The organism is Kaistia nematophila (genome assembly GCF_026343855.1).
Taxonomy (GTDB): domain Bacteria; phylum Pseudomonadota; class Alphaproteobacteria; order Rhizobiales; family Kaistiaceae; genus Kaistia; species Kaistia nematophila.
The window spans coordinates 17,077-42,981 of record NZ_JAPKNK010000007.1 but is presented as its reverse complement, the minus strand read 5'-3'; the positions used below and the strand labels follow the sequence as shown (position 1 = coordinate 42,981).

The following is a 25,905-nucleotide window of genomic DNA, read 5'->3' as shown; positions in this document are numbered from 1 at the left end:
CAACTCCTCGGTGGGAACGTTGGAGCGACTATGCCACGCCACCGTCTTCAACTGAACCTGCACGATCAGGGCAGAACTTGTTCCGAATTGGAAAAGGTCGCCTACTTGCCGCGATAGCGCGCGATCCGGGTGGAAAAATCGCGCGCCGCCGCCGCAGGGTCTTCCGCCGCGATGATGGCGGAGACAATGGCGAGGCCATCGGCGCCCGCTGCCAGCGTCGGTTCGACATGCTCCGGCTTCAGGCCGCCGATGGCGACGACGGGCAGGCCCACCGTCCTCTTGACGCGACCGAGATGCTCGAAGCCGATCGGATCCGGCGCATTCGGCTTGGTCGAGGTGGCGAAGACCGGGCCGACACCGAGATAGTCGATCGGGCCGAGTTCTTCCGGCGTCAGTTCGTGCATCTGCGCCGCCGACAGGCCGAGGATGCGATCCGGGCCGATCAGCTCGCGCACCTTGGCGACCCGCATGTCGCTCTGGCCGACATGCACGCCATCGGCGTCGACCGCCAGCGCGACGTCGACGCGATCATTGATGATGAGCGGGATGCCGCGCGGCCGCAGCAGGTCGACCAGCGCCGACGCCGTCGCGACGAAATCGCGGGTCGAACCCTGCTTGAAGCGGTGCTGGACGAGCGTGACGCCGCCATCAATGGCGGCGCGGACGGTCTCGACGACGCCGCGCGGCCCGGCAAGATCCTCGTCGGTGACGAGATAGAGCGAAAGATCGAAAGGACGGCTCATCAGACATTCACCTCTTCAACGGTCTTGATCGTGGCGTAACGCTCGAGCATGCCGGCATCTTCGGCGTGGAGCGCATCGCACAGTTCGGCGGGAAGGTGTCCCGGCCCGGTCACGCGCGCAGCGGCCGCGGCGCCGGCGGCGCCATAGACGGCGAGCGCCGCCACGGCGGCCTCGAAGGGCGGACGCACGGCGGCGAACGCCGCCACGGTCGCCGAGAGCGCGCAGCCGAGAGCGGTCGAAAGCGGCATCAGCGGACTGCCGCCGGTGACCGCCACCACCGTATCCCCGTCCGTGACGTAGTCGGTCTCGCCGGTGATGGCGACGACCGCGCCGCTGGCGCGCGCCAGCGCCTTGCCGGCTGCGAGCGCCGCATCGGACGAGGCGGTCGAATCGACGCCCTTGCCCCCTGCCCCGGCGGCTCCCGCCAGGCTCATGATCTCGCTCGCATTGCCGCGGATGATCGCCGGGCCGGCCCGGCTCATCTCGACGGCGAAATCGGTGCGGAACTTCGTGGCGCCGCAGCCGACCGGATCGAGGACCCAGGGCTTGCCGAGCGCGACGGCCTGCTTCGCGGCGCGGCGCATGCCCTCGATCCATTGCGGCGACAGCGTGCCGATATTGATCACCAGCGCGCTGGAGATGGCGACGAACTCGTCGACCTCCTCGGCGGCATGCACCATGGCCGGCGACGCGCCGACGGCGAGCAGCACATTGGCCGAGATCGTCATCGCGACGTAGTTGGTGATGTTCTGCACGAGCGGGCGGGCGGCGCGCATGGCTGCGAGCGCGCTGGCAGCGTCGGCGACCGTCAGGTGGCGATGTTGGGTGGTAGACACGAATGGACGTCCTTTGCTGTGACGCAGGACGGAACGATGGCAAGGACATCTAGGTGCTGAAGCATCCAGGCGCTTGGCTCAATCCCTCCGCCGGCATGATCCGGATCAGGTTCGCGGGTTAGTCCAAAGACCTCTCAGCCAAGCTCCGACGGAAATTCCGATGGATCAGGGCACCCCGATGAGACGAGCGGACCCTATCACGGCTTGGCATCCAGGCAAGGGGCAAGCGGTCGTCAACGGACCTGCCGGGCCCTTGTGACCGCGGTCACGGCGACCTAACCTCGCGGCCTGCTAGCTTTCGCCTTTGCAATCCGCGTCCGGGCCGAGGCCTCGACCGCCGCACGAGACCCGCCGCATGCTCCAGCCCTATCCCGGCCGCCAGCAGTTTTCCACGCAGGCCCTGCCCGCGAAGGACCGATTCCCCGTTTTCTGCGAGGAGATCGTCCGCCGCGCCGTCGCGCTCGACATCGTCCGCCACGACGACAGCCCGTTCGAAGGCGAGATCGAGCTCTGCCAGGCCGGCCCTGTCGATATCGCCATCATCTCCACCTCGCCGGCGAGCTATCTGCGCACGCCGAGCCTGGTGCGAGACGGCAACGACGCGCTGTTCGCCTTTCTCTGCGTCGAGGGACAAATGATGGCGACGCAGGGCGAGCCGCGCCGCATCGCTCCCGGCGACGGCCTTCTCTGCGACAGTTCGCAGACCGGCGGACTGCGCATGGAGACGGCGACGCGCTACTGGGGCGTGCGCACCTCGCGCGCCCACATCGCAACCCTGACGCCGCGCATCGACCGCCTCGCCGGCGCGCCGCTCGGCGACCATGCCTTCGCGCTGCGCCTGCTCACCAGCTACCTCGAAGGCCTGTTCAGCCATGGCGCGCCACTCGGCAATACGACCGCGCGCGTCTTCGGCGAACATCTCGTCGACCTGATCGCCGTCGCGCTCGGCGCCAGCGGCGAGGCGCGCGAGCAGGCCGAGGCCGGCGGCGTCCGCGCCGCCAGGCGCGCCACCATCCTGCGCGCCATCGAAAAGGAGAGCCACGACCCGAAGTTCAGCGCCGCCCGCCTGGCGGCGCGGCTCGGCATCACGCCGCGCTACGTTCACGTGCTGCTGGAAGAAACCGGCCAGACCTTCGCCGAGCATGTACTGAACGCCCGTCTCGCGATGGTGCTGAAGCGCCTGCGCGACCCTGACGCCCGCCATATGAAGATCATCGAGATCGCCAGCGAAGCCGGCTTCACCGATCTCTCGCATTTCAACCGCAGCTTCCGCCGCCGCTTCGGCGACACCCCGACCGGGGTGCGGGCGATGAAAGCGCGCCTCTGGCTAGAGGCCTGACCAAGGCCCGAAGGGATGGAGCGGCGACGCGCAAAGGACTAGCGTGGCAGGGCCATGGCGACGGAGCGAGGGGCATGAACAAGAGCCGGATCGAAGCGTTCAGCGACGGCGTCATCGCCATCATCATCACCATCATGGTTCTGGAGCTGAAGGTTCCGCACGAAGCGGACATCCACACGCTGCTGCCGCTGCTGCCGGTCTTTCTCAGCTATGTGCTGAGCTTTGTCATGATCGGCATCTACTGGAACAACCACCATCACATGTTCCACGCCGTGCGGCATGTGCGCGGCGGCGTGCTCTGGGCCAATCTGCACCTGCTGTTCTGGCTGTCGCTGATGCCCTTCACCACCGCCTGGATGGGCGAGAACCACATCGAATCCGTGCCGGTCGCCGTCTATGGCTTCGTCCTGATGATGTCCGGCATCGCCTACTACATCCTCGCCCGCGCGCTGATCCGCCTGGAAGGCGCGGATTCGGCCCTCGCGATCGCCTTCGGCAAAGACAGGAAGGGCCGGATCTCGGTCGTCATCTACGCCGCCGCGATCGCCCTCGCCTTCCTGAGCCCGTGGATCGCGATCGGCTGCTATGTGGCCGTGGCGCTGATCTGGCTGGTGCCGGACCGCCGTGTCGAGCGCGTGCTGCTCGCCGCCCATCCCGGCCAGGCCCCACCGGAACGATAGCGCCCGGCAATGCCGCACTATTTGCAGCCAAGGGCCCCGGTTGGGCGTATGATCACGCCATGTACCTCCAGTTTCCGAACCGAAGCCGCAGTTACAGCCCCTCGCATCACCGGATCCAGTTCTGGGGCTATGACAGCGCGCTGGAAATCTCGTTCTTCCTGGAAACGGATGCCCTCGCGCGGATTGATCCGGGCGGCGGACTGGACGAGGCGGCGGCGCTGCAGGCCTTCGACGCCAACCGGGCGCGGATCGAACGCGCGGCCGAGCGGGTCTATTCCCGCCATGCGCAGGGATCCTACCTTCTGACCGCCGACGATCTTTGAGGGATCAGGCGGGAAGCCCCGCCGGTTTCGGGCCGCCATAGGCCCAGTCCAGCAGTTCGATCGTATGCACGACCGGCACCCCGCCCGAGAGCTGGGTGATGCAGCCGATATTGCCGGTGGCGACGACGTCGGGGGCGACCTTGGCGATGTTGCCTAGCTTGCGCGCCTTCAGCTGCTGGGAGAGCTCCGGCTGCAGCATGTTGTAGGTACCGGCCGATCCGCAGCAGAGATGTCCCTCCGGCACGTCGCGCACGGTGAATCCAGCCTTCGACAGCAGCGTCTTCGGCGTCGTCTTGATCTGCTGGCCATGCTGCATCGAGCAGGCGGAGTGGTAGGCGACGGTCAAAGGCTTGGGAGCGGCAACCGGTGCCAGCTTCAGGCTCTCGAGATATTCCGTGATGTCCTTGGCGATCGCCGAAACCCGCTTCGCCTTCTCGGCGTAGGCGGCGTCCTCGCGGAACATGAAGCCGTAGTCCTTGATCGTCGTGCCGCAGCCGGACGCCGTGATGATGATGGCGTCGAGCCCCTCGCCGTCCATCTCGGCGATCCAGGCGTCGATCGTCCGCTTCGCCGTCTCGTGCGACTGCTCGGATTTGCCCATGTGGTGGGCGAGCGAACCGCAGCAGGTCTCCCCCCTGGCGATCACCACCTCGACACCGACCCGGTTCAGCAGGCGGATCGTCGCCTCGTTGATGCCGGGATCGAGCACCGGCTGGACGCAGCCCGAAAGCAGCGCCACCCGGCCGCGCTTCTCGACCTGGGTCGGGAACGTGCCCGGCCCCTCCGAAGCGGTGCGACCATGCGGGAAGCGCGGCGCCAGCTTCAGCATGGCGCTGATCCGCTTGAAGCCCGGCACCTTGCCGATCGGGCCCGCGAAGGGACGCGCCATGGCGGCGCCGACAAGCGCCAGGCGAAAGCGATTGCGATAGGGCAAGATGCCCGCGATCGCGGTGCGGATCACCTTGTCGGCGAGCGGGCGATCATAGGTCTCCTCGATATGCGCGCGGGCATGATCGACGAGGTGCATGTAGTTCACGCCGGACGGACAGGTCGACATGCAGGAAAGGCAGGAAAGGCAGCGATCGACGTGCTTGACCACCTGCTCATTGGCCGGCTTGCCGCCCTCCAGCATGTCCTTGATCAGGTAGATGCGGCCGCGCGGACTGTCGAGTTCGTCGCCAAGCAGCACATAGGTCGGACAGGTCGCGGTACAGAAGCCGCAATGGACGCAGGTGCGCAGGATCTTCTCGGATTCGCGGACATCCGGATCGGCGAGCTGGGCAAGGGAGAAGGAGGTTTGCATGGATCACTCTGCCGCTGCGGGCGGTGTTGAGAAGGGTGCCGGATCGTGCTTGCGCAACCCCAGGCCATCTGGCATTGGCGAGGCGCGCGAAATTTCTTCAGCGCATTCAAGGGAATAGCTATGCAGCATCGCCTGTGGGCCGCCGTCGGAGCGGCCTTCTTCACGTCTCTCGTTCTCGCCGGCACCGCCAGCGCCGAGAACCGCCAGGTGAAGATCATCAACGAAACCAGTTCCGACCTCAGCGAATTCTACGCTTCGAACGTCGGCGCCAAGGATTGGGAAGAGGATATTCTCGGCGACGACGAGGTTCCCGCCGGCGGATCGGTCACCATCAACATGGATGACGGCAGCGGATACTGCAAATTCGACTTCAAGGGCGTCTTCGCGGATGACAGCGAAGTGGTCGAGGAAGGCATCGACGTTTGCGAGGTGGGCGTCGTCCGCTTCACCGAATAGAACGGCTGCGGCCCCGGCGCTTTGCCGCGCCGGCGGCCATCCCATTCCTGTTCCAGCCTCCGGCATGGCTCACATCCTTCCCGGATTGAGCACCCCGGCCGGATCGAAAGTCGCCTTGATCAGGCGGCTCATCGCAGCGACCGCCGGCTCTTCCGGCTCGAAGACGGGCACGGTCGCCCGCAGCGTCGGCGAACCGCGCACCAGCATGGCATGACCGCCCACGGCCGTGACCGCCGCCCGCACCACCGCGGCGCCGCCATCGCCCTCTCCCGGCGCGCTCGCCCAGACCAGACCGCCGCCCCAATCATAGACGAGCCGGCTCCCCAGCGCGGCGGCGAGCGCGTCGCCCACCTTCGGACCGTCGGTCGGACGGACTGAAATCCGCCAGATCGCCGCCTCATGCGGAACCTCGAGCGCCTCGACGTCACGGATGCCCTTCCAGAGCACGCGCGAGGCCTCGGCGGCGATGATGTCAAAATTGCCGAAGGGCTTCAGGACCTGATCCAGCCGCTCGCTGCGATAGCGGACGGAAGCCTCGAAGCCTTCCAGCCGCAGCAGCGTCCGCGCCGGCATTCCGTCCGTGGCCGGCAGATGGGCAGCGGCCGTCACCTCGAAGGGCGTGCCGAGCGCCGCCGTCAGCGCCGCGACGCCGCGCTCGGACGAGAGCCCGCTCAGAAGCAGCGTCCGCTCCGTCTCCGCCTCGGGAACGAGCTTGTATGTGACCTCGGTCAGAACGCCGAGCGTGCCCCAGGAACCGGCCAGCAGCTTGACGAAATCATAGCCGGTCACGTTCTTCATGACGCGGCCGCCGGTCTTGATCGTCTCGCCGCGGCCGGTGGTGGCGCGCACGCCGATCAGCGAGTCGCGCGCGGCGCCGGCATGAATGCGGCGCGGGCCGGAGCTATTGGAGGCGGTCATGCCGCCGATCGTCGGCGTGCCGTGACCGCCGAGCAGCTGGCGATAGTCGATCGGCTCGAACGGCAGGCGCTGCCGGTTGGCGGCGAGCGTCTCCTGGATCTCGGATAGCGGCGTGCCGGCACGAGCCGAGATCACCAGTTCCGAGGGCTCGTACAGCGTGATGCCGGTCAGGAGCTGCGTCGACAGCGTGCGCTCGGCGTGAACCGGCCGGCCGATCGGCCGCGTGCCGCCGCCGTGAATGGCCAGCGCGCTCTTCGACTGTGCCGCTTCATGCACGATCGCCTCGATCTCGGCCTCGTTGTCGGGAAGAAGGATCGACGTCATCGGCGGACTTCCTGCAAGACGGGCATTTCGGGCATCAGACGGGGCGTCCCGCGAGCGGGAACACCTTGTGCGGGTTGAGCAGCCATTGCGGATCAAGCGCGGTCTTCACCCGCATCTGCTGGTCGAGATCGATGGTGTTGAACTGATAGGTCATCAGGTCGCGCTTCTCGATGCCGACGCCATGCTCGCCGGTCAGGCAACCGCCGAGCTCGACGCAGAGCTTCAGGATGTCCTCGCCGCAGCGCTCGGCCTTTTCCTGCTCGGCCGGGTCGTTGGCATTGAAGAGCACCAGCGGGTGGAGGTTGCCGTCGCCGGCATGGAAGATGTTGGAGACGCGCAGCCCGTAGCCCTCGCAGATCCGGGCGATGCCGGTCAAAACGGCCGAAAGCTGGCCGGTCGGGATGGTGCCATCCATGCAGATATAGTCAGCCAGGCGGCCCATGGCGCCGAAGGCGGACTTGCGCCCCTTCCAGATCGCGGCGCTCTCGGCTTCCGATTGCGAGATGCGCAGGCCGGACGGGTTGTAGTCGGCGGCGATCGTCGTGATGCGCCCGATCAGATCCTCGATCTCGGCCTCGGAACCCTCGACCTCGATGATCAGCAGCGCCTCGACGTCGAGCGGATAGCCGGCATGGGCGAAGGCTTCGCAGACCTTGATCGCCGGCCGGTCCATGTATTCGATCGCGACCGGAATGATGCCGGAGGCGATGATGGCGGCGACGCAGGCGCCGGCGTCCTCGGCCGACTGGAAGCCCATCAGCATCGGCCGGGCGCCCTCGGCGAGCGGCAGGATGCGAAGCGTCGCCTCGGTGACGACGCCGAGCTGGCCCTCCGAGCCGACGATGAGGCCGAGCAGGTCGTAGCCGGCGGCATCGAGATGCGCGCCGCCGAGCTCGACGATGGTGCCGTCGATCAGCACCATCTTGACGCCCAGCACGTTGTTGGTGGTGACGCCGTATTTCAGGCAATGCGCGCCGCCGGAGTTCATGGCGATGTTGCCGGCGATGGTGCAGGCGAGCTGGCTCGACGGGTCGGGCGCGTAGAAGAAGCCGAGATGCGAGACGGCGCCGGAAACGCCGAGATTGGTGACGCCGGCCTCGACGCGGATGGTGCGGTTGGCGGTGTCGACGTCGAGGATGCGGCTCATCTTCGAGACGCCGAGCACCACGGCGTCCTCGCTCGGAATGGCGCCGCCGGCGAGCGACGTGCCGGCGCCGCGGGCGACGACCTTGACGCCTTCCCGGTTCAGGAATGTCAGCACCCTGGAAACCTGCTCGGTGGTTTCCGGTAGCACGACGGCGAGCGGCACGCGGCGATAGGCGGTGAGCGCGTCCGTCTCATAGGCGCGGCGCTCGTCCTCCTCGGTGATCAGCGAGGTCGGCGGCACCAGCGCGGCGAGGCCGGCGAGGATCTCCGCCCGGCGCGCGAGGATGCGCGGATCCGGCTTCGGAATCTCAATCGCGGACATGGCAGCCTCCCTCCCAGTTCAGAACCACTCTAGGCGCGCACGGGTTTGTACCCAAGCCGGGATAGAAAACAATCATCCTTGCCGGTAGATTGAAAATCGCCCTGATTTTTTGCCACCGTAGAGGCAATGAGCACACTATCCGATATGGAGATCTTCGCCCGCGTTGTCACCGCCGGAAGCCTTTCGGCGGCGGGGCGCGAGCTGGATCTTTCGCCCGCCGTCGTCTCCAAGCGCTTGAAGCGGCTGGAGGATCGGCTCGGCACGCGTCTGCTCCAGCGCACCACCCGGCAGATCGCTCTGACCGAGGCCGGCCGCGGCTTTCACGACCGCGTCGTGCAGATCCTCGCCTCGATCGACGAGGCGGAGTCCTTCGTCAGCCGGCGCTCGGACGTGGCGCGCGGCACGCTCAAGGTGTCGGCGCCGACCACCTTCGGCCGACTGCACATCGCGCCCTATCTCGGCGCCTTCCACGCCGCCAATCCCGGCCTGACGGTCAACCTGGTGCTGTCGGACGAGTTCGTCGACCTGGTCAAGGACGGCATCGACGTCTCGATCCGCATCGCCGAGCTGACGGATTCGAGCCTGGTGGCGCGGCGGCTGGCGCCGAATCATCGCCTGCTCTGCGCGACGCCTGCCTATCTCGCCGAGCACGGCACGCCGAAGACCATCGCCGAGCTGTCGCGGCATACGCTGCTCGCCACCGCCAGCCAGGATCCCTGGCGGCTCGAGGGGCCCGACGGGCCGGCGACCGTGCATGTCGAGGGCCGGCTCAGGACCAATTCGAACGAGGTGGTGCGCGAGGCGGTGCTCGCCGGGCTCGGCATCGCCTTCCGCTCGACCTGGGATGTCGGGCCGGAACTGCGCGAAGGCCGCCTCGTCGTCGTGCTGCCGGCTTATCGCGCCTCGCGGCACGTGGCGGTGCATGCGGTCTATCCGAGCCGCCGCTTCCTCGCCGCCAAGGTCCGGCTGTTCATCGACCATCTCGCCAGGCTCTATGGCGAGCACCCGCACTGGGACCAGGGGCTGGAACCCATCCTCGCGCCGACGAAAGCCCCCTAGTCGCCATGTCCATCGTCATGCCGCGAGCGGATGCGGCGGACAAGGAACCAGACGAACAGCGCCACCGGGATGACCGCGAAGGCGGTGACATGCGTCGGATCGAGCTCGAAGCCGACCACCGGCGAACCCTTGGCCAGATAGCCGATCAGGCCGACGATGTAATAGCTGATCGCCGCGACGGAGAGCCCTTCGACCGTCTGCTGCAGGCGCAACTGCAGGCGGGCGCGGCGGTTCATGCTGTCGAGCAGCGCCCGGTTCTGCTGCGACAACTCGACATCGACGCGCGCCCGCAGCAGCGCCGCCGCGCGGGCGAGCTTGCGCGACAGATCCTGCTGGCGGCTCTCGACCGTCTGGCAGGTGCGCATCGCCGGCGCCATGCGGCGGGCGAGATAGGCGGTGAAGCTCGAATAGCCCGGCGTCGGCCGCTCGCTCATCGCGTTCAGCCTGAGATGGGTGATCTCGGAATAGGCGCGGCTGGCGCCGAAGCGGAAGGCGCTTTCGGCGGCGCCCGCCTCCAGTTCGCCGGCGAGCGCCGTCAGGTCGTCGAGCAGCCGCCGATTGGCCTCGAACCCCTCGCTCGAACGGAAGCGGGCGGTGTTCGCCACCAGCTGGGTCTCGATCCGGCGGATCTCCGGCTGCAGGCGCTGCGCCTCCGGCAGGCCCAGGAGCGCCAGCGTCCGGTAGGTCTCGAGTTCGAGCAGGCGCTGCACCACCGGCCCGGCCTCCTGCGGCTCGAACCCGCGATCGATGACCAGCAGCCGCGTATAGCCGTCGCCATCCTCCCGGAAATCGCTGGCGATCACGCCGCGCCCGCCGGCCACCTCGGAAACCGCCAGCGAACCCGGATCGTAGGAGGCGAGGATGTCGGCGACGGGCCGATCGTCGGACACGAGGTCGAGCCGGACGGCGACCATCAGCGGCCCCGGCGGCTCGAACGCCTCGCCGAACGGCGTATCCGCCGGCAATGCGCCGGCGCTGCCGCGCACGTCCCAGCTATAGGTGGTGAATTCGGCGTGGCTCTCCCAGCGCAGCGTGCCGCCGGCGAGATCCACGACATGGTGGCGCGCATCGGCGGCCGGCTGCGGCAGGCCGTTGCGAGCGCAGAGCGCCGCCAGGCTGCCCCGCGCCGCCGCGGACTGGGCCGCGTCCGTCATGAAGGCGAAGCTCAGGACGATGCGCGGCGCTTCCATCATGAGGAAGGGCCGCGCATGAATTTCATGCAGCACGGCGCCGCGCAGCGGGTGATCCTCGAAACGTCTCGGCCCTTCGCGCATCGCCCTCTCCCGCCAGCGCCGCCCACTCAAGCAGTAGGCGGGCGGCGGGCCGGGCTCAACCCCGGTCGATGACGGTTTCGTCGATCTCGGCCAGGGTGCGACGACCTGTCAGAGCCATCGAGACGTCGAGCTCCTTGCCGACGATCTGGATCACCTTGGAGACGCCCGCCTCGCCGCCGGCGCCGAGGCCGAACAGAAAGGCCTTGCCCATCATGCAGCCCTTGGCGCCGAGCGCCAGCGCGCGCAGCACGTCCTGGCCCGAGCGGATGCCGCTGTCGAACAGGATCTCGGTCTGCTTGCCGACGGCGTCGACGATGCGCGGCAGGCGCGAGATCGCCGACGGCGCGCCGTCGAGCTGACGACCGCCATGGTTGGAGACGACGATGGCGTCGGCGCCGGTGTTGACCGCCTTCTGCGCGTCGCCGACGTCGAGCACGCCCTTCAGGATGAGCTTGCCGGGCCAGATCGAACGGATCCAGGCGACGTCGTCCCAGTTCAGCGCCGGGTCGAACTGGCCCGAGATCCACTGGCCGAGCGACTTGACGCCGCTCATGCCCTCGACGCCGGTCAGGTTGCCGAAGGTCTTGTGCTTGCTGCCGAGCACCTCGAAGGCCCAGGGAAGCTTGGTTGCCATGTCGAGCACGTTGTGCAGCTTGATCTGCGGCGGCACGGTCATGCCGTTCTTGATGTCGCGGTGACGCTGGCCCTGCACCTGCAGGTCGAGCGTCAGGATCAGCGCCGAGCACTTGGCGGCGATGGCGCGCTCGACCAGTTGCTTCGCGAAGTTGCGGTTCTTCATCACGTAGAGCTGGAACCAGAACGGGCGCGAGGTGGCGGCAGCGACGTCCTCGATCGAGCAGATCGACATGGTCGACAGCGCAAACGGGATGTTGGCCTTCTCGCAGGCCTTGGCCGCGAGGATCTCGCCGTCGGCATGCTGCATGCCGGTGAGGCCGGTGGGCGCGAAGGCGAAGGGGTAGGCGAACTTCTCGCCGAGCAGCGTCGCCTCGGTCGAGCGGTTCGAGACGTCGACCATGACGCGCTGGCGCAGCTTCAGTTCCTTGAAGTCGGCCGAATTGGCGTCGATCGTTTCCTCATTGTAGGAGCCGCGATCGGCATAGTCGAAGAAGGCGCGCGGCACGCGGCGCTTCGCCAAAAGTCTCAGGTCTGCAATGCTCGTTGCGTCCTTCAAGCCGCCCATGGCGCCGCTCCAATTGGTTCTGAAATCTTGAAATGCGGGCCGCGCCCGCCAACTGGATCAATTTCTTGACCACTTCCTGATTTCCGCTGATAGGCTCTTCCGCATGGTCTTTCAACCGATTCCTTCCCGCGCGACCGCCGACGAGGTGGCGCGACAGATCGAGATGCTGGTGCTGGAGGGCGTGCTGCATCCCGGCGACAAGCTGCCGGGCGAGCGTGACCTGTCGGCGACGCTCGACGTGTCGCGGCCGATCCTGCGCGACGCGCTGAAGGCGCTGGAAGCGCGCGGGCTGGTCGAAAGCCGGCCCGGCGGCGGCACTTATGTGGCGGCGATCGAGGGCGCGATCTTCGCCGCGCCGATCGTCGACCTGATCGCGCAATCCCCCAAGGCGGGCGGCGACTATCTGGAATTCCGGCGCGAGATCGAGGCGACGGCGGCAGCAATGGCGGCGGAGCGCGCCACCGAGGCCGACCGCACCATCCTCGCCCGCATCATCGAGGCGATGGAGGCGGAGCACGACAAGGCGGATTTCCGGCGCGAGGCGGCGCTCGACGTCGAGTTCCACCAGGCGATCGGCGAGGCGACGCACAACATCGTCATCATCCACGTGCTGCGGGCCTGCTACCGGCTGCTCGCCGACGGCGTCTTCTACAACCGCAGCCGCCTCTACGGCCAGACCGGTTCGCGCGACCAGTTGCTCGCCCAGCACAAGGCGCTGCGCGACGCAATCTTCGCCGGCGATCCCGAGGCCGCCCGCAAGGCTGCGATCGATCACATCGCCTATGTCTCGGCCTCGATGCGGGACGCCGCCGAAGCCGGCGCCCGCGCCGAGATCGGCACGCTGCGGCTGATGCAGTTCGAGGAACGCGCCACGGCGAAGCGGCCGGTGCGCCGAGAATAGCTGGCTAACTGAACGACTTGTCGCCTAGGCGCGTTCCGGCAACACGCTCGCCGTCATCCCGGGCTTGGCCCGGGATCCATTCATCCGGGTTGCTCGACGAAGCGCCGGGGACCTCGGTCATATGGATCCCTGCTTTCGCAGGGATGACGAGAGAGGGTTCGACCCCGACTGACCCTAGCGCGCGTCGCTCCTCGCCATGCGGCGCTCCAGGGCGCGGACCAGCAGCGACAGGCTGATGGTCATGACGAGGTACAGGAACGCGACGACGTTGTAGGTCTCGAAGAACAGGAAGGTCGAGGACGAATAGACCTTGCCGAGCTGGGTCAGGTCCTGCACGCCGAGCGCCGAGACCAGCGCCGAATCCTTGATCATCGAGACGAAGTCGTTGCCGATCGGCGGCAGGACGGTGCGCGTCGCCTGCGGCAGCACGACGAGGCGAAAGGTCTTCATGCGCGACAGACCGAGCGAGGCTGCCGCCTCCGTCTGCCCCTTGGGAACAGCCTCGATGCCGGCGCGAAAAATCTCGGCCAGAAAGGCCGAATAGCCGATCGTCAGCGCCGCGATCGCCCGCGCCGTCATGCCGAAATCGCGCACGCCCAGGCCCGGCAGCCATCCCTGCTCGATCGGCGTCGCCAGCACCCAGTTCCAGAAGGCGACGAGTTGCGGCGCCCCGACAAACGCCATGTAGAACAACAGCACCAGCATGGGGATGCCGCGCACGATCTCGACATAGAAGGTCGCGATCTCGCGCAGGATGCGATGGCGGGACGTGCGCGCCAGCGCGATCAGCAAGCCGAGCGCCATCGCCAGCGCAAAGGCGATGAACGTCACCCAGAGCGTGACGAACACGCCCTGCCGCACCGCCGCGAAGATGGTCGCATAGTCGCCATTCGCGGAGATCAGCCAGAGGAACAGTACGCCGAGCAGGCCGATGGCGAGCAGCCAATACGGAATTTCGCGACGCGGCATTTTCGGAGGTGACGGCATGAAAAACTCAAGCTGCGTTTCCCTCTCCCGCGGGAGGGGGAAAGAAGAGCCAGTCCATCCTGCAGGATGACAGCCGGGGCCGATCCCTACTGGCCGGCCCGGTACTCGTAGAACCACTTCTGGTTCAGCTTGTCGAAGGTGCCGTCGGCCTTCATCGAGGCGATGGCGGCGTTGATCGGCGCGGTCAGGTCCGAGCCGGGCTTCAGGATGAAGCCGAATTCCTCGGTGCCGAGCGGCTCGCCGACCACCTTGAACGAGCCCGGCGAGGCGCCGATGTAGCCGTCGGCCGAAGTCTTATCCATCAGCACGGTGTCGACGTCGCCGGTCTTCAGCGCCTGCACCGAGGCGCCGAACGTGTCGAAGAGCTTGATCCGCGGGTTCTTCTCGTCGCCGTCGAGCACGTTGTAGACCGCGACGTAGAAATTCGTCGTGCCGGCCTGGGCGCCGACCAGAAGCTTGTCGTTCGGCTTGAAGCTGGCGGCGTCGGTGAAGCGGTTCTCGTCGGCGCGGACCAGCATGAGCTGCTGCGAGATCATGTAGGGATCGGAGAAGTCGACCTGCTTCCTGCGCTCGTCATTGATGGTGATGCCGTCCATGCCGACATCGAACTGACCATCGCGCACGGCCTGGATCATCGTATCCCAGCTCGCCAGCTTCCAGTCGACCTTGGCGTTCAGGCGCTTCGCGATCCCGTTGAAGGCATCGTATTCCCAGCCGATGCCCTGCCCCGACTTCGGATCGACGAAGTTCAGCGGCGTGTAGGCATTTTCGGTGACGGCGACGATGGTGCGGCCCTTGAGATCGGGCAGATCGGCGGCCCGGGCCGCCGAAGCCCCCAGCGCAAGCGCGGCGGCAGCGGCGAAGGCAATGGTCTTCCAAAAGCGCATGGTGAGGTTCCAGCGTTCGTTGAGGTCAGAAAGGCCGCCAGCCCCCTCGGCCGCGGTGGCACCAGCTTTAGCCGTTCGGTCCGCGATTGACGAATCCGTTCATCGGATCGTCGCAATCCAGGCGCGTGCGATCGCCCGGCCGGCCGCGTCGGCGCGGCTGCCGAGCGGCCCCTCCTCGCGCGCGTGGCGCTCCGGCCAATCGGGATCGATCGAGGCGGCGACGTCGCCGAAGGCGTCGCTCCAGTCGCGCACCAGGGCCGTATCGGCCTCGAAATGGAACTGGATGCCGTAGACGGCGCGGCCGATGCGAAACGCCTGGTGCGGCGTCATCGCGCTGGTGGCGAGGTGCACGGCCCCTTCCGGCAGGGTGAAGGTGTCGGAATGCCAGTGAAACAGGGGCGACGGCCCATCCAGCACGCCGACGACCGGATCGTCGCGCCCGGCCTCGGTCGGCGTCACCTCCTGCCAGCCGAACTCGGTCGGCCGGCCGAGGACGTTGCGGGCGCCGTAGCCGCGCGCCAGAATCTGCGAACCGAGGCAGATGCCGAGCACGGATTTGTCGGCGTCACCGAAGGCCCGCATCAGCCTGGCGAGGCGCGGCAGGTAGGGATGCTTCTCGTCGTCGACCGCGCTCTGGCCGCCGCCCAGCACGATGATCGCGTCGTAGCCGTCCGGCGCATCGGGCAACGGATCGCCTTCATGCGCCTGGCGGACATCGATCACCGCCCCGGCGGCGGCGAGCGCCGGCCGGATCAGGCCGAGCGACGTGGCTTGATAGTTCTCGACGACGAGGATGCGCATGGACGGTCGGCTCGCAGGATGGAGGCATCCACCAATAGATGCCGAACCGAACGATTCCGCCAGTGCGCGGCGCGGACTTTTCTAGGCTCGTGCCGCACTGCCTCGACCTACTCCGCCGCCGGCTGCGGCAGGGGCTGGGCTCCCGTCTCGGGCGCGGCCGGCGCGGTGCCGGGCTTCGCGGCCGTGCGGTGGCGCAGGCTCGACAGGAAGCGGCTGAAGCGCTCCATCTCGATATAGATGACCGGCGTGATGAACAGCGTCAGAAGCTGCGAGACGAGCAGGCCGCCGACCACCGCTATGCCGAGCGGCTGGCGCAGCTCGGCGCTGGCGCCCGTGCCGAGCGCGATCGGCACCGCGCCGAACAGCGCCGCGAAGGTCGTCATCATGATCGGCCGGAACCGGCGCACCGCGGCGCGGTGGATCGCCGCCTCGGGCTCGAGGCCCCCCTCACGCTGGCCGTCGATGGCGACGTCGACCATCATGATCGCGTTCTTCTTGACGATGCCGATCAGCATCAGGATGCCGATCAGGGCGATCACCGAGAGGTCGAGCCCGGCCCATTTCAGCGCCACCAGCGCGCCGAACGCCGCCGCCGGCAGGCCGGACAGGATGGTCAGCGGATGGATGAAGCTCTCATAGAGCATGCCGAGAACGACATAGATGGTCAGGATCGCCGCGAAGATCAGCAGGCCCTGCGTCGCCAGCGACTGCTGGAACACCTGCGCCGTGCCGGCATAAGAGGTGTAGACGTTGGCCGGCACGCCGATCTGCTGCTTCAGCACCTCGACCTGGGCGGTGGCGTCGCCGAGCGCGACGCCGTCCGGCAGGTTGAAGGAGATGGTCGCCGCCGGCAGCTGGCCAAGCTGGTTGACCGTCACCGGCCCGAAGGTCCGCTGGACGCTCGCGAAGCTCGACAGCGGCACGAGATTGCCGGAGGCCGAACGGACGCGGATGTCGGAGAGCAGGCTGTCCGACCAGGCGAGCTGCGGATCATATTCGAGGATGACGTCGTAGCTGGAGCCGGTCGACTGGATCGTCGCGGCGGTCGCCGTGCCGAAGCCGTCCTCCAGCGTCTGGCGCAGCGTCGCGGCGGAGATGCCGATCGAATCCGCCTTGTCGCGATCAACGACGATCCGCGCCTGCAGGGCATTGTTCTGCAGGTTGTTGGCGACGTCGACGAAATGCGGATCCGCCCGCATCGCCGTGGTCATCCGCGTCGCCCAGTCGTTCAGCGTTGGCTGGTCGACCGATTGCAGCATCAGCTGGTAGGTGCTCTGCGAGCTGACGCCGCCTATGCGCAGGTTCTGCACCGGCTGAATGTAGGACCGGATGCCGGCGATCTTCCCGAGCTGCGCCCGCAGGTCGTTCAGGATGACGTTCAGCGGCGGCCGCTGGTCCTTCGGCTTCAGCTGCACCGACAGCGAGGCGGAATTGAGCGTCACCGAACCCGGGCCGCCGCCGACGAACGAGGCGACGTGGACGACATAGGGCGAGGCCTTCAGGGTCGCCTCGACCTGGCGCTGCAACCCGACCATGGCGTCGAAGGAGATGTCCTGGCGCGCCTGGGTGGAGACGGAGAGCTGGCCGATATCCTCCTGCGGGAAGAAGCCCTTCGGCAGCGTCATGAACAGCCAGCCCGACGCCGCCACCGAGGCAAGGAAGACGCCGAGGATGATGAAGCGATGCGCCAGGCACCAGCCGACGCCGCGATCATAGCGGTGCTCGACCCAGAGGAAGCCGCGCTCGAACCAGGCGGCCGGGCCGCGGCGGACATGGCTGGTGGCGGACTTCGGCAGCCGGGCCGTCAGCATCGGCGTCAACGTCAGCGACACCACCATCGAGGCGCCGATCGCCAGGGTGACGACGACGCCGAACTCGTTGAACAGCCGGCCGATCACGCCGCCCATCAGCAGCACCGGCAGGAACACGGCGACGAGCGACAGCGTCATCGAGACGATCGTCGGCCCGACCTCGCGGCTGCCGACCAGCGCCGCCTCGAAGGGCGGCATCCCCTCCTCGACGTGGCGCATGATGTTCTCGAGCATGACGATAGCATCGTCGACGACGAGGCCGACCGCGAGCGTCAGGCCGAGCAGCGAGATATTGTCGACGCTGAAGCCGAAGAAATACATGCCGCCGAAGGCGGCGACCAGCGACAGCGGCACCGCCAGCGCCGGGATGAAGGTGGCCGAAAGCTTGCCGAGGAACAGGTAGATGACGAGGATCACCAGGCCGATGGTGATCGCCAGCGTCGTCTGCACATCGGCAATGGCGGCGCGGATCGAGGTCGAGCGGTCGTTCAGCACCTTGATCGTCATCGAGGCGGGCATTGACGCGATCAGCTTGGGCAGCTGCGCGTTGACGGCGTCGACGACGGCGACCGTGTTGGCGCTCGGCTGCCGCTGGATCGCCAGCACGATCGAGCGCGTGCCGTCATACCAACCTGCGGTCTCAGTGTTCTGGACGCTGTCGACGACGTTGGCGACGTCGGAAAGGCGGACCGGGTTGTTGTTCGGGTTGGCGACGATCAGCTGCTTGAACGCCTCGGCGTTCACCATCTGCGTCGGCGCGTCGATGACCAGCGATTGGCTCTTGTTCTGCATCGTGCCGACCGGCGTCTGGTCGTTGGCGGCGGCGAGCGCGGTCGAGATCTGGTCGAGACCGATGTTGCGGGTGGCGAGCTTGTTGGGATCGGCCTGAACGCGCACGGCATAGGTCTGGCCGCCATAGACGCCGACCTGGGCGATGCCCGGCAGGGTCGAGAGGCTCGGCGAGATGACGTTCTCGGCGAAGTCGTCGACCGTCGACATCGGCAGGGTCGAGCTCTGCACCGCCAGCAGCAGGACCGGCGCATCCGCCGGATTGACCTTCCGGTAGCTGGGCGGGTTCTGCATGTTGGGCGGCAATTGCCGCAGGGCGCGGTCGATCGCCGCCTGGACGTCGCCGGCAGCCGTGTCGATGTTCTGGTTCAGCACGAATTGCAGCACGACCTGCGAATTGCCGAGCGAACTCGTGGCGGTGATCGTGTCGATGCCGGATATCGTTTCGAACTGCTTGATCAGCGGCGTGGCGACCGCCGTCGCCATCGTCTGCGGCGAGGCGCCGGGCAACTGCGCCGAGACGCTGATCGTCGGGAAGGCGACCTCCGGCAGGGCGGCCACCGGCAATTGCTGGTATGCGAAGACGCCGCCCATGGCGATGCCGAGGAAGAACAGCGTCGTGGCGACCGGGCGCCGGATGCAGAGTTCGGAGATCTTCACAGCTTGGCCTCCGATCCGCTGACCTGTTCCGGCATGCCGGACTTCTTCTGTGGCGCGTCGGTCTTCGGGGCTTCATTGGCGGGCGCAGCGCCGGCCGCAGCCGGCTTGCCATCGCGCACCGTCACCTTCATGCCGTTCGCGAGCGAGAGCTGCCCCTCGGTCACCACCTTGTCGCCCGCCTCGAGACCCGAGACGATGCCGGCGCGATCGCCGACGATGCCGGCGAGCTGCACCTGGCGGACATCGATGGTCTGGTCCGGCTTGACGACGAAGACGTTGGAGCCGTTCTGGCCGGGCTGCACGGCGACGGTCGGCACGAGGACGACATCGCTATGGGAGCCGAGGTCGATCTCGACCTTGACGGCCTGCCCCGGCCAGAACTCGCGGTTCCGGTTGGGAACCGCCGCCCGCACGGCCATGGTGCCGGAGCCCGAGTTGATGTTGCTGTCGATGAAATCGACGGTCGCCTGGGCGGCAGGGACCGGAGCGGGCTCCGCTGCGGCGGCCGGCGTCGCCTGGGCGGGATCGCCGCCCGCCTTCTGGCCGGAGACCGCAGCGGTCGGCGGATTGGACGGCGACACCCGGACCGGCACGTTGCCGGCCGAAAGCGACTGGCGCAGCAGGCCGACATCGGCGTCGGAGACGGTGAAATTGGCCTCGAGATTGTCCATGTCGGTCAGCACGACCACCGTCGTGCCGGGCTGGACGAGGCTGCCGACGGTGATGGCGAACGCCCCCAGCCTTCCGTCATGCGGCGCCGTGATGTGCATGTCGTCGACCACGACCTGGTCGGCATCGATATTGGCCTGGTCGAGCTGCACTACAGCGGCCGCGCTCGCCGCCGCCGCCACGGCCTGGTCGAGCTGCTGGGCGGAATCGACCTGGCGGGCGACCAGGTCCTGCGCCCGCTTCAGATCCGCCTTGGTCGAGACGACCGTGGCCTGATCGCGCGCCAGCGCCGCCTTGTCGCGCGCCAGCGTGGCCTTCGCGGCACGATCGTCGAGCTGGACGAGCAGGTCGCCGGCCTTGACGTCGGCGCCGTTCGCCACGGCGATAGTGGTGACGACGCCCTGCTGCTGCGTGGTCACGGTCGTCGAGGAAACCGAGTTGATCCAGCCGATGGTGGAGCGCCGGACCGGCAGGTTGCCGGTTTCCGCCGTCGCCACGGTGACGGAGGGAACCATGTTGCGCGCGCCGGCCTTGCCGGTGCCGCCGCCGCGCCCGCTGGCCGGAGGGCCCGAGCTCGCCACCTGGCCGTCGACCCAGGCCGGAAGCAGGCCCTGCTTGTAGGCCACCCCGAAACCAAGCACGACGACAACCGCCAAGCCAAGGACAACGGATCTGCGCATGATGAGCTTTCCCCTGCGTACACCTAAGCTATGGGGTGATCGCTTTCGGGTTCCTCATTAAATCGCGGTAAGCTCGCGGCGGGCCGGCCACAGCCAGCGCTAACCCAGCGCCGGGCTTCACTTTTTGGCCGTTATTCGGCGCAGTTCTCCGCGAATTCCCAAATTCCGTCGGGCCGATTCATCAAAATGCGTGAGGTTTCGCTCACAAAGATTTGCTGGACGCGCCTCGACGTTCCTGCTCTCGGTGGCCTTTGCCCCCCGCAAATCGGACCGCCGCATGCCTTCCCTTTCCGATTCGATCCCCGCCGGCGCGACTGCCGCCGCCACGCCGCCAGCGCCAAAACCGGCCGGCGGCGCGATGACCCGGCTCGACTATTCGCTCTACGCCGTCACCGTCTTCGCGTGGAGCACCAGCTGGATCGCCTTGAAGCTGCAGCTCGGCGTCGTCGCGCCCCAGGTGGCGCTGACCTGGCGGTTCCTGCTCGCCTCGCTGGTGATGTTCGGCTGGGCCGTCCTCCGCCGCTATCGCCTCGCCTTCCCGCTCGCCGAGCATCTGCGCTTCGCGGGGCTCGGCTTCTTCATCTTCTCGATGAACTTCCTGCAGTTCTATGTCGGCGGCGCCAAACTGGCCTCGGGCCTGCTCGCCGTCATCTTCTCGCTCGCCTCCGTCTTCAACATGCTGCTCGGCGCCATCTTCCTGAGCCAGCCGATCGACCGGCGGATCCTGCTCGGCGCCGCCTTCGGCTTCGGCGGCGTTGCGCTGATGTTCTGGCCGGAGATCGCCGGCACCGAGATCGACCACGACGCAGCGATCGGCCTGCTGCTCTGCGTCGGCGGCACGCTGTTCTTCTGTATCGGCAACATGATTTCCGCCTCGACGCAGAAACGCGGCATCCCGGTCGTCTCGGCCAGCGCCTGGGGCATGGCCTATGGCACGGCGATCCTGGCGTTGACAGCCGCCATCCTCGGCAAGCCGTTCATCATCGACTGGTCATTGCAGTATATCGCCTCGTGGCTCTGGCTGTCGCTGCTTTCGTCGGTGATCGCCTTCTTCGCCTATCTGACCCTGCTGGGGCGGATCGGTTCCGGCCGGGCCGGCTATTCGACGGTGCTGTTCCCCGTCTTCGCGCTTCTGATCTCGACTTTCGCCGAAGGCTATCACTGGACGATCTTCGCGATCGCCGGCCTTGCACTGGTGATGGTCGGCAACGTGATCGTGCTCGGCAGGCGCTGAGCAACGGGAAGGCCCCGGAGGGCCGCGGCCTTCCGGGTTGCGCGATCAGACCATCCGCATGCTCATGCCGCCGTCGACGACGAGCGTCTCGCCGGTGATGAACTCGTTGGTCAGGAGCTCGACGGCGGCGGTCGCCACCTGCTCGGGCGAACCGAGGCGCTGCAGCGGGATGCGGTTGGCGAGGTTGTTGGCGCGCGCCTCCGGCGTCATCGCCTCGTGAAAGCGCGTCTCGATGATGCCGGGGCAGATCGTGTTGATGCGGATGCCCTCATGGCCATGGTCGCGCGCCAGCGCCCGGCCCATCTGCGGCAGCGCGCCCTTGACCGTCTGGTAGGCGATCGTCGCGGGACAGCCGCGCAGGCCCGCCACCGACGAGATCAGCAGCATCGCCCCGCCCTGCTTGGCAAGGGAAGCATGCGCCGCGCGGAAGAGATGGAAGGGCGCATGGACATGGACGCGGAAGGCGTTCTCCCACGCTTCCGGCGTCACGGTCAGCGCCGTGCCGGGAACCGCGCCGCCGGCCGAGGGCACGAGATAGTCGATGCGGCCGAAGCGGGCGAGCGCCGCATCGACGATCGCCGGCGCGGAGGCCGGGTCGGCCGCGTCGGCGGCATGGAACAGGACGCCGGTGATCGCGCCCAGTTCGCGCATCAGCTTTTCCACCGGCTCGTCGCGGTGACGGCCGGAGAGGACGAGGTCGACGCCCCGCGCCGCCAGCGCGCGTGCGATCGCCGCGCCGATGCCGCGCGTTCCCCCAGTGATGATGGCTGCAGGCCTCGTCGAATCGGACATTCTGATTTTCCTCCCAGAAAGCGCTTCCCGGGTGGTATCGGTGCACTGATTCAGGCTTCTGGTCCACCGCCGGCCGCAGTTTTGCGGGCGAAGGACGCGTCCATTGCCGTTCCTGCGGCACGCCGCTAAGGTGCCGCGCCTCACTGCTTCGGAGTACTCATGGCCCGCGACGCTACCGATTCCACGATCGTCGAATCGCGCGACGAACTCGTCGACGTAATCGCCAGCGGCTCCAAGCCCAAGGCCCAGTGGCGGATCGGCACCGAGCACGAGAAATTCGGCTTCTATAGCGATGACCTGAAGCCCGTTCCCTACGAGGGTCCGCGCGGCATCGAACGCATCCTGCGCCTGATGGAAGGCCTGCTCGGCTGGCAGCCAATCGAGGATCGCGGCCTGATCATCGGCCTCGTCGATCCGGTCGGCGGCGGCGCCATCTCGCTGGAGCCCGGCGGCCAGTTCGAGCTTTCCGGCGCGCCGCTCGAGACGATCCACCAGACCTGCCGCGAGCTGCATGCGCATCTCGCCCAGGTGCGCGAATGCGCGGCGCCGCTCGGCGTCGGTTTCATCGGCCTCGGCACCTCGCCGATCTGGTCGCTGGCCGAGACCCCGGTGATGCCGAAATCGCGCTACGAGATCATGGCGCGCTACATGCCGAAGGTCGGCACGCGGGGCCTCGACATGATGTTCCGCACCTCGACGGTGCAGGTGAACCTCGACTTCGCCGACGAAGCCGACATGGTCAAGAAGATGCGCGTCTCGCTGGCGCTGCAGCCGATCGCGACCGCGCTGTTCGCCAATTCGCCCTTCCTCGACAACAATGCCAACGGCCTTCTGTCGAACCGCGCCGAGATCTGGCGCGACACCGACAACCAGCGCTCCGGCCTGATCCCGTTCGCGTTCGAGGACGGCTTCGGCTTCGAGCGCTATGTCGACTGGGCGCTCGACGTGCCGATGTATTTCGTCAAGCGCGGCGACACCTATCACGATGTCGCCGGCCAGTCGTTCCGCGACCTGCTGAAGGGCGAGCTGCCGTCTCTGCCGGGCGAGGTGGCGACGCTTTCCGACTGGAACAACCATCTGACCACGCTGTTCCCGGATGTGCGGCTGAAGAAGTACATCGAGATGCGCGGCGCCGATGCCGGCCCGTGGCGGTCGCTGACGGCACTGCCGGCGCTCTGGGTCGGCCTGCTCTATGATCAGGCCTCGCTCGACGCGGCCTGGGAGTTGGTCAAGGACTGGACGGCGGAGGAGCGCCAGGCGCTGCGCGACGGCGTTCCGCGCACGGCGCTTGCGACGCCGTTCCGCAATCGCACGGTACGTGACATCGCCCGCGACATGCTGCAGATCTCGCGCCGCGGTCTCGCCGCCCGCAACCAGCTGAACAGCGACGGTCATGACGAAGCCGTCCACCTGCAGCCGCTCGAAGAGATCGTCGCCAGCGGCCAGACGCTCGCCGAAAGGCTGCTGCACGAGTGCCGCACCGAGTGGAACGGCGATATCGGCGAGGTCTTCCGCCGCCACGCCTACTAGTTGCGCATTCTTGTCGATTGATCCTTCTCAAAGCGCGTGGGCGGAGTAGACTCTAGCCTCGCCTCGGTCGAGATAAGTCAAGGAAGCGCATCATGGATATCAAGGACATCAGCGTCGTCGTGGATCTCGCCGGCGAACGGCGCGCCGTCCGCGCCGCCGCGGATCTCGCCAAGCGCCTCGAAGCGCACCTGACCGGCCTTTCGCTCGCCTATGATCCGATCGTGCCGGGCTATGCGGTCGCCCCCGTCCCGGCCGATTTCATGATCAGCGCCCGCAACCAGGCGCTCAAGGAAGCCGAGACGGCGATCGACGCCTTCCACCAGATCGCCGCCGAAACCGGCATCGACGGCGAGGCGCATCTGGTCGACGTCATGGCCGGCGGCGGCCTCGACGGCATCGTGCACGAGGTCCGCCTCGCCGATCTCGTCATCATCGGCGAAGACGATCCCGACCATCCCGAGCCTGTGCGCGAGGCGCTAACCGAGGCCGTGCTGTTCAACGCCGGCTCGCCGCTCCTGATCGTGCCGCGCCAGGGCAAGACGACGATCGATCCGAGCCGGATCATGATCGCCTGGGACGGCACCATCACCGCCTCGCGCGCCGTCCGCGCCGCCATGCCATTCCTCAAGATGGCCAAGCATGTCGAGATCGTCCTGGTCGACGACGGCAAGAAGCTGCCGACCGGCGAGCGGCTCTGCGGCCACCTGCTGCGCCACGGCGTCGAGAGCAGCATCCGCAAGGTGCCCAATCCCGGCAAGGACGTCGCCAAGGCCATCCGCCAGGCGGCCATCGACGCCGACGCCGGCATCATCGTCATGGGCGCCTATGGCCATAGCCGCCTGCTCGAGTGGATCCTCGGCGGGGCGACGCGCGGCATGCTCAACGACCTGGCCCTGCCGGTGCTGATGACGCACTAGCCGGCCGGCGGACATTGGTCGACGCCGACCGATGCCGCGCGACGCTGACTGACGGGCTGCGGGAGCACGCGATGAAGACGTTCTACGATCTGATGCTCGAGGCCCAGCAAGGGGCCTTCGCCGCGTCCATGGCCAAGGAGTTCGGCATCTCCCCGGACCAGCAGGCGAAGGCGTTCGAAGCCATGATGCCGGCCTTCTGGCTCGGACTCCGGCGCAGCGCCGCCGATCCGTTCGGCGTCGCCGCCTTCTGGCAAAAGGTCGGCGCCGGGCAGTTCCAGTCCTATTTCGAGAACCCTCTCGCCGCGCTGACGCCGCGCGCCCAGGCCGACGGCGAAAGCATCGTCGAGCGGATGTTCGGCTCGCCGGAGATCGCCCGCGCGGTTGCCCTGCAGGTCGAGGCGACGACGGGAATCACGCAGGACGTGGTGCGGCGGATGATGCCGGTCATGGCCAACATGATGATGGGTGGGCTGCAGCGGCAGACCAAGGCCGACGCCAACCCCTTCCTCGCCATGATGCGCGAGATGACCGGTGGCCCGCCGCCGAAGCCGGCGCCGAAGAAGCGGCCCGACCTGCCATTCGTCACACTGATGGAAAGCTTCCTCGGCCCCGAGAAAGAACCGGAGCCGGATCCGAACGACGAGCCGATGAGCAACGAAGAGGTGATCGACCGCCTGTTCGATGCCAGCCGCAGCATGCAGAACAGCTATCGCAAGTCGATGGAGATGATCTTCGACCGCTTCACGACCCTGCCGAAGAAGGACTGAGGCACCGGCGTCCGCGGAATGAAAAAGGCCCGCCACATGCGCGGCGGGCCAAGTACGGAACCGCCAGGGGATCTTGGGGTTCCGGCTGCAGGGGTGAGCAAGGCCCGTGGGGCTCAGGCCTTGCGCTCATAGCGTGCGGCGGGGCCGCGCAGTTCGGCAGCCTGTGCGAGACGATCCTGCGCCTGCGCACGGTTGGCGTAGCGGCGCTCGAGCGACCGCATCGAAAGCTGCACCGAGGCATCCTGGTCGGCACGGGACGCGAGGGCGGAATAGACGTCGCCTTCCGTCAGGCCGATGTCGCGCAGCATATGCGCGTCCCATTGCAGAAGGCGCGCCACGGAACGACGATTTTTCCAGATACGAAAGCGCGTAACCAGAGCGCCAGCGACGCCGGCGCCGATCGTCAGGATCTGGCGGCCACGCGACACGCGTGCATGCGGGGTATACGTTTCGAATGTGGTCATGTCAGCCTCCGTCGGCAAGCGTGAAGGGTTCCTTCGATCGTCTCGAAGGGGCTGCCCGGCACGCGTCTTGGGTACAGCCTCAAGATGCCCCG

The 25,905-nt window shown here is 67.4% G+C and carries 24 protein-coding genes and 1 riboswitch; of the genes, 10 read left to right on the top strand and 14 right to left on the bottom strand.

All coding sequences use genetic code 11. The annotated features are described in order from the left end of the window. Positions 1 to 101: 101 nt before the first annotated feature. Both thiE and thiM read right to left on the bottom strand, forming a co-directional pair. Positions 102 to 743 carry a thiamine phosphate synthase gene (gene thiE / locus OSH07_RS16235; protein WP_266339727.1) on the bottom strand — a complete coding sequence of 214 codons (642 nt, stop codon included), beginning with the start codon at positions 741 to 743 and terminating at the stop codon, positions 102 to 104. After that, the gene (gene thiM / locus OSH07_RS16230) at positions 743 to 1,579 is read right to left on the bottom strand and encodes a hydroxyethylthiazole kinase (protein ID WP_266339726.1); all 837 of its coding nucleotides are present in this window, start codon (positions 1,577 to 1,579) and stop codon (positions 743 to 745) included. Before thiM ends, thiE begins: the two co-directional genes overlap by 1 nt. A gap of 65 nt (positions 1,580 to 1,644) precedes the next feature. Further along, positions 1,645 to 1,767, bottom strand: a riboswitch (TPP riboswitch). 167 nt (positions 1,768 to 1,934) lie between these two features. Between thiM and OSH07_RS16225 the strand changes: the two genes are divergently transcribed. From OSH07_RS16225 to OSH07_RS16215, 3 genes are all read left to right on the top strand, one after another. Then, complete coding sequence (locus OSH07_RS16225; RefSeq protein WP_266339725.1) at positions 1,935 to 2,918, top strand: helix-turn-helix domain-containing protein; 984 nt, start codon at positions 1,935 to 1,937, stop codon at positions 2,916 to 2,918. Positions 2,919 to 2,992: 74 nt separating this feature from the next. Then, a complete protein-coding gene (locus OSH07_RS16220; RefSeq protein WP_266339724.1) occupies positions 2,993 to 3,598 on the top strand; it encodes a TMEM175 family protein in 606 nt (201 codons plus the stop codon). Positions 3,599 to 3,657: 59 nt separating this feature from the next. Further along, complete coding sequence (locus OSH07_RS16215; protein WP_266339723.1) at positions 3,658 to 3,921, top strand: DUF1488 family protein; 264 nt, start codon at positions 3,658 to 3,660, stop codon at positions 3,919 to 3,921. Positions 3,922 to 3,925: 4 nt separating this feature from the next. Here OSH07_RS16215 and glcF read toward each other — a convergent pair whose 3' ends face one another. Next, positions 3,926 to 5,224, bottom strand: coding sequence for a glycolate oxidase subunit GlcF (gene glcF, locus OSH07_RS16210; protein WP_266339722.1), 1,299 nt, complete (start codon positions 5,222 to 5,224; stop codon positions 3,926 to 3,928). A gap of 120 nt (positions 5,225 to 5,344) precedes the next feature. On the opposite strand from glcF, the gene OSH07_RS16205 reads away from it, so the two are divergent. Continuing rightward, entirely contained in the window at positions 5,345 to 5,680 is a 336-nt protein-coding gene (locus OSH07_RS16205) for a hypothetical protein (RefSeq protein ID WP_266339721.1), read from the top strand. 69 nt (positions 5,681 to 5,749) lie between these two features. On the opposite strand, the gene OSH07_RS16200 is transcribed toward OSH07_RS16205, so the two are convergent. Together OSH07_RS16200 and OSH07_RS16195 are read right to left on the bottom strand one after the other, a co-directional pair. Continuing rightward, complete coding sequence (locus OSH07_RS16200; protein ID WP_266339720.1) at positions 5,750 to 6,922, bottom strand: FAD-binding protein; 1,173 nt, start codon at positions 6,920 to 6,922, stop codon at positions 5,750 to 5,752. A 34-nt stretch (positions 6,923 to 6,956) separates the two neighbouring features. Beyond that, a complete protein-coding gene (locus OSH07_RS16195) occupies positions 6,957 to 8,390 on the bottom strand; it encodes an FAD-linked oxidase C-terminal domain-containing protein (protein WP_266339719.1) in 1,434 nt (477 codons plus the stop codon). A gap of 126 nt (positions 8,391 to 8,516) precedes the next feature. Here OSH07_RS16195 and OSH07_RS16190 point away from each other — a divergent pair, with 126 nt between their 5' ends. Further along, on the top strand, positions 8,517 to 9,449 hold the full coding sequence (locus OSH07_RS16190; RefSeq protein ID WP_266339718.1) for a LysR family transcriptional regulator: 933 nt from the start codon (positions 8,517 to 8,519) through the stop codon (positions 9,447 to 9,449). Here the strand turns inward: OSH07_RS16190 and OSH07_RS16185 are convergent. Next, on the bottom strand, positions 9,446 to 10,723 hold the full coding sequence (locus tag OSH07_RS16185; RefSeq protein ID WP_266339717.1) for a DUF3422 family protein: 1,278 nt from the start codon (positions 10,721 to 10,723) through the stop codon (positions 9,446 to 9,448). The two genes, OSH07_RS16190 and OSH07_RS16185, sit on opposite strands and share 4 nt — an antisense overlap. Before the next feature lie 55 nt (positions 10,724 to 10,778). Beyond that, on the bottom strand, positions 10,779 to 11,915 hold the full coding sequence (locus OSH07_RS16180) for an alpha-hydroxy acid oxidase (protein WP_266339946.1): 1,137 nt from the start codon (positions 11,913 to 11,915) through the stop codon (positions 10,779 to 10,781). Between the two features lie 112 nt (positions 11,916 to 12,027). Here OSH07_RS16180 and OSH07_RS16175 point away from each other — a divergent pair, with 112 nt between their 5' ends. After that, positions 12,028 to 12,825 carry a FadR/GntR family transcriptional regulator gene (locus OSH07_RS16175; protein WP_266339716.1) on the top strand — a complete coding sequence of 266 codons (798 nt, stop codon included), beginning with the start codon at positions 12,028 to 12,030 and terminating at the stop codon, positions 12,823 to 12,825. A gap of 174 nt (positions 12,826 to 12,999) precedes the next feature. Here the strand turns inward: OSH07_RS16175 and OSH07_RS16170 are convergent, their stop codons facing one another. From OSH07_RS16170 to OSH07_RS16150, 5 genes are all read right to left on the bottom strand, one after another. Then, positions 13,000 to 13,812 carry an amino acid ABC transporter permease gene (locus OSH07_RS16170; protein ID WP_266339715.1) on the bottom strand — a complete coding sequence of 271 codons (813 nt, stop codon included), beginning with the start codon at positions 13,810 to 13,812 and terminating at the stop codon, positions 13,000 to 13,002. An 86-nt stretch (positions 13,813 to 13,898) separates the two neighbouring features. Continuing rightward, a complete protein-coding gene (locus tag OSH07_RS16165; protein WP_266339714.1) occupies positions 13,899 to 14,699 on the bottom strand; it encodes a transporter substrate-binding domain-containing protein in 801 nt (266 codons plus the stop codon). 99 nt (positions 14,700 to 14,798) lie between these two features. Beyond that, a complete protein-coding gene (locus OSH07_RS16160) occupies positions 14,799 to 15,500 on the bottom strand; it encodes a type 1 glutamine amidotransferase (protein ID WP_266339713.1) in 702 nt (233 codons plus the stop codon). A gap of 107 nt (positions 15,501 to 15,607) precedes the next feature. Further along, on the bottom strand, positions 15,608 to 18,760 hold the full coding sequence (locus tag OSH07_RS16155; RefSeq protein WP_266339712.1) for an efflux RND transporter permease subunit: 3,153 nt from the start codon (positions 18,758 to 18,760) through the stop codon (positions 15,608 to 15,610). After that, the gene (locus OSH07_RS16150) at positions 18,757 to 20,109 is read right to left on the bottom strand and encodes an efflux RND transporter periplasmic adaptor subunit (protein WP_266339711.1); all 1,353 of its coding nucleotides are present in this window, start codon (positions 20,107 to 20,109) and stop codon (positions 18,757 to 18,759) included. The genes OSH07_RS16155 and OSH07_RS16150 overlap by 4 nt, the downstream gene beginning before the upstream one ends. A 277-nt stretch (positions 20,110 to 20,386) precedes the next feature. Here OSH07_RS16150 and OSH07_RS16145 point away from each other — a divergent pair, with 277 nt between their 5' ends. Beyond that, positions 20,387 to 21,343 (top strand): DMT family transporter, encoded by a 957-nt coding sequence (locus OSH07_RS16145; RefSeq protein WP_266339710.1) that lies wholly within the window; start codon positions 20,387 to 20,389, stop codon positions 21,341 to 21,343. Between the two features lie 45 nt (positions 21,344 to 21,388). Here OSH07_RS16145 and OSH07_RS16140 read toward each other — a convergent pair whose 3' ends face one another. Further along, positions 21,389 to 22,135 carry an SDR family NAD(P)-dependent oxidoreductase gene (locus OSH07_RS16140; RefSeq protein ID WP_266339709.1) on the bottom strand — a complete coding sequence of 249 codons (747 nt, stop codon included), beginning with the start codon at positions 22,133 to 22,135 and terminating at the stop codon, positions 21,389 to 21,391. A 159-nt stretch (positions 22,136 to 22,294) separates the two neighbouring features. Here OSH07_RS16140 and OSH07_RS16135 point away from each other — a divergent pair, with 159 nt between their 5' ends. From OSH07_RS16135 to OSH07_RS16125, 3 genes are all read left to right on the top strand, one after another. Further along, positions 22,295 to 23,665 (top strand): glutamate--cysteine ligase, encoded by a 1,371-nt coding sequence (locus OSH07_RS16135; protein WP_266339708.1) that lies wholly within the window; start codon positions 22,295 to 22,297, stop codon positions 23,663 to 23,665. Between the two features lie 92 nt (positions 23,666 to 23,757). Further along, positions 23,758 to 24,582 (top strand): universal stress protein, encoded by an 825-nt coding sequence (locus tag OSH07_RS16130; RefSeq protein WP_266339707.1) that lies wholly within the window; start codon positions 23,758 to 23,760, stop codon positions 24,580 to 24,582. A 71-nt stretch (positions 24,583 to 24,653) separates the two neighbouring features. Then, positions 24,654 to 25,349 carry a DUF937 domain-containing protein gene (locus OSH07_RS16125; protein WP_266339706.1) on the top strand — a complete coding sequence of 232 codons (696 nt, stop codon included), beginning with the start codon at positions 24,654 to 24,656 and terminating at the stop codon, positions 25,347 to 25,349. Between the two features lie 113 nt (positions 25,350 to 25,462). Here the strand turns inward: OSH07_RS16125 and OSH07_RS16120 are convergent, their stop codons facing one another. Next, positions 25,463 to 25,813 (bottom strand): DUF1127 domain-containing protein, encoded by a 351-nt coding sequence (locus OSH07_RS16120; protein WP_266339705.1) that lies wholly within the window; start codon positions 25,811 to 25,813, stop codon positions 25,463 to 25,465. Positions 25,814 to 25,905: the final 92 nt, after the last annotated feature.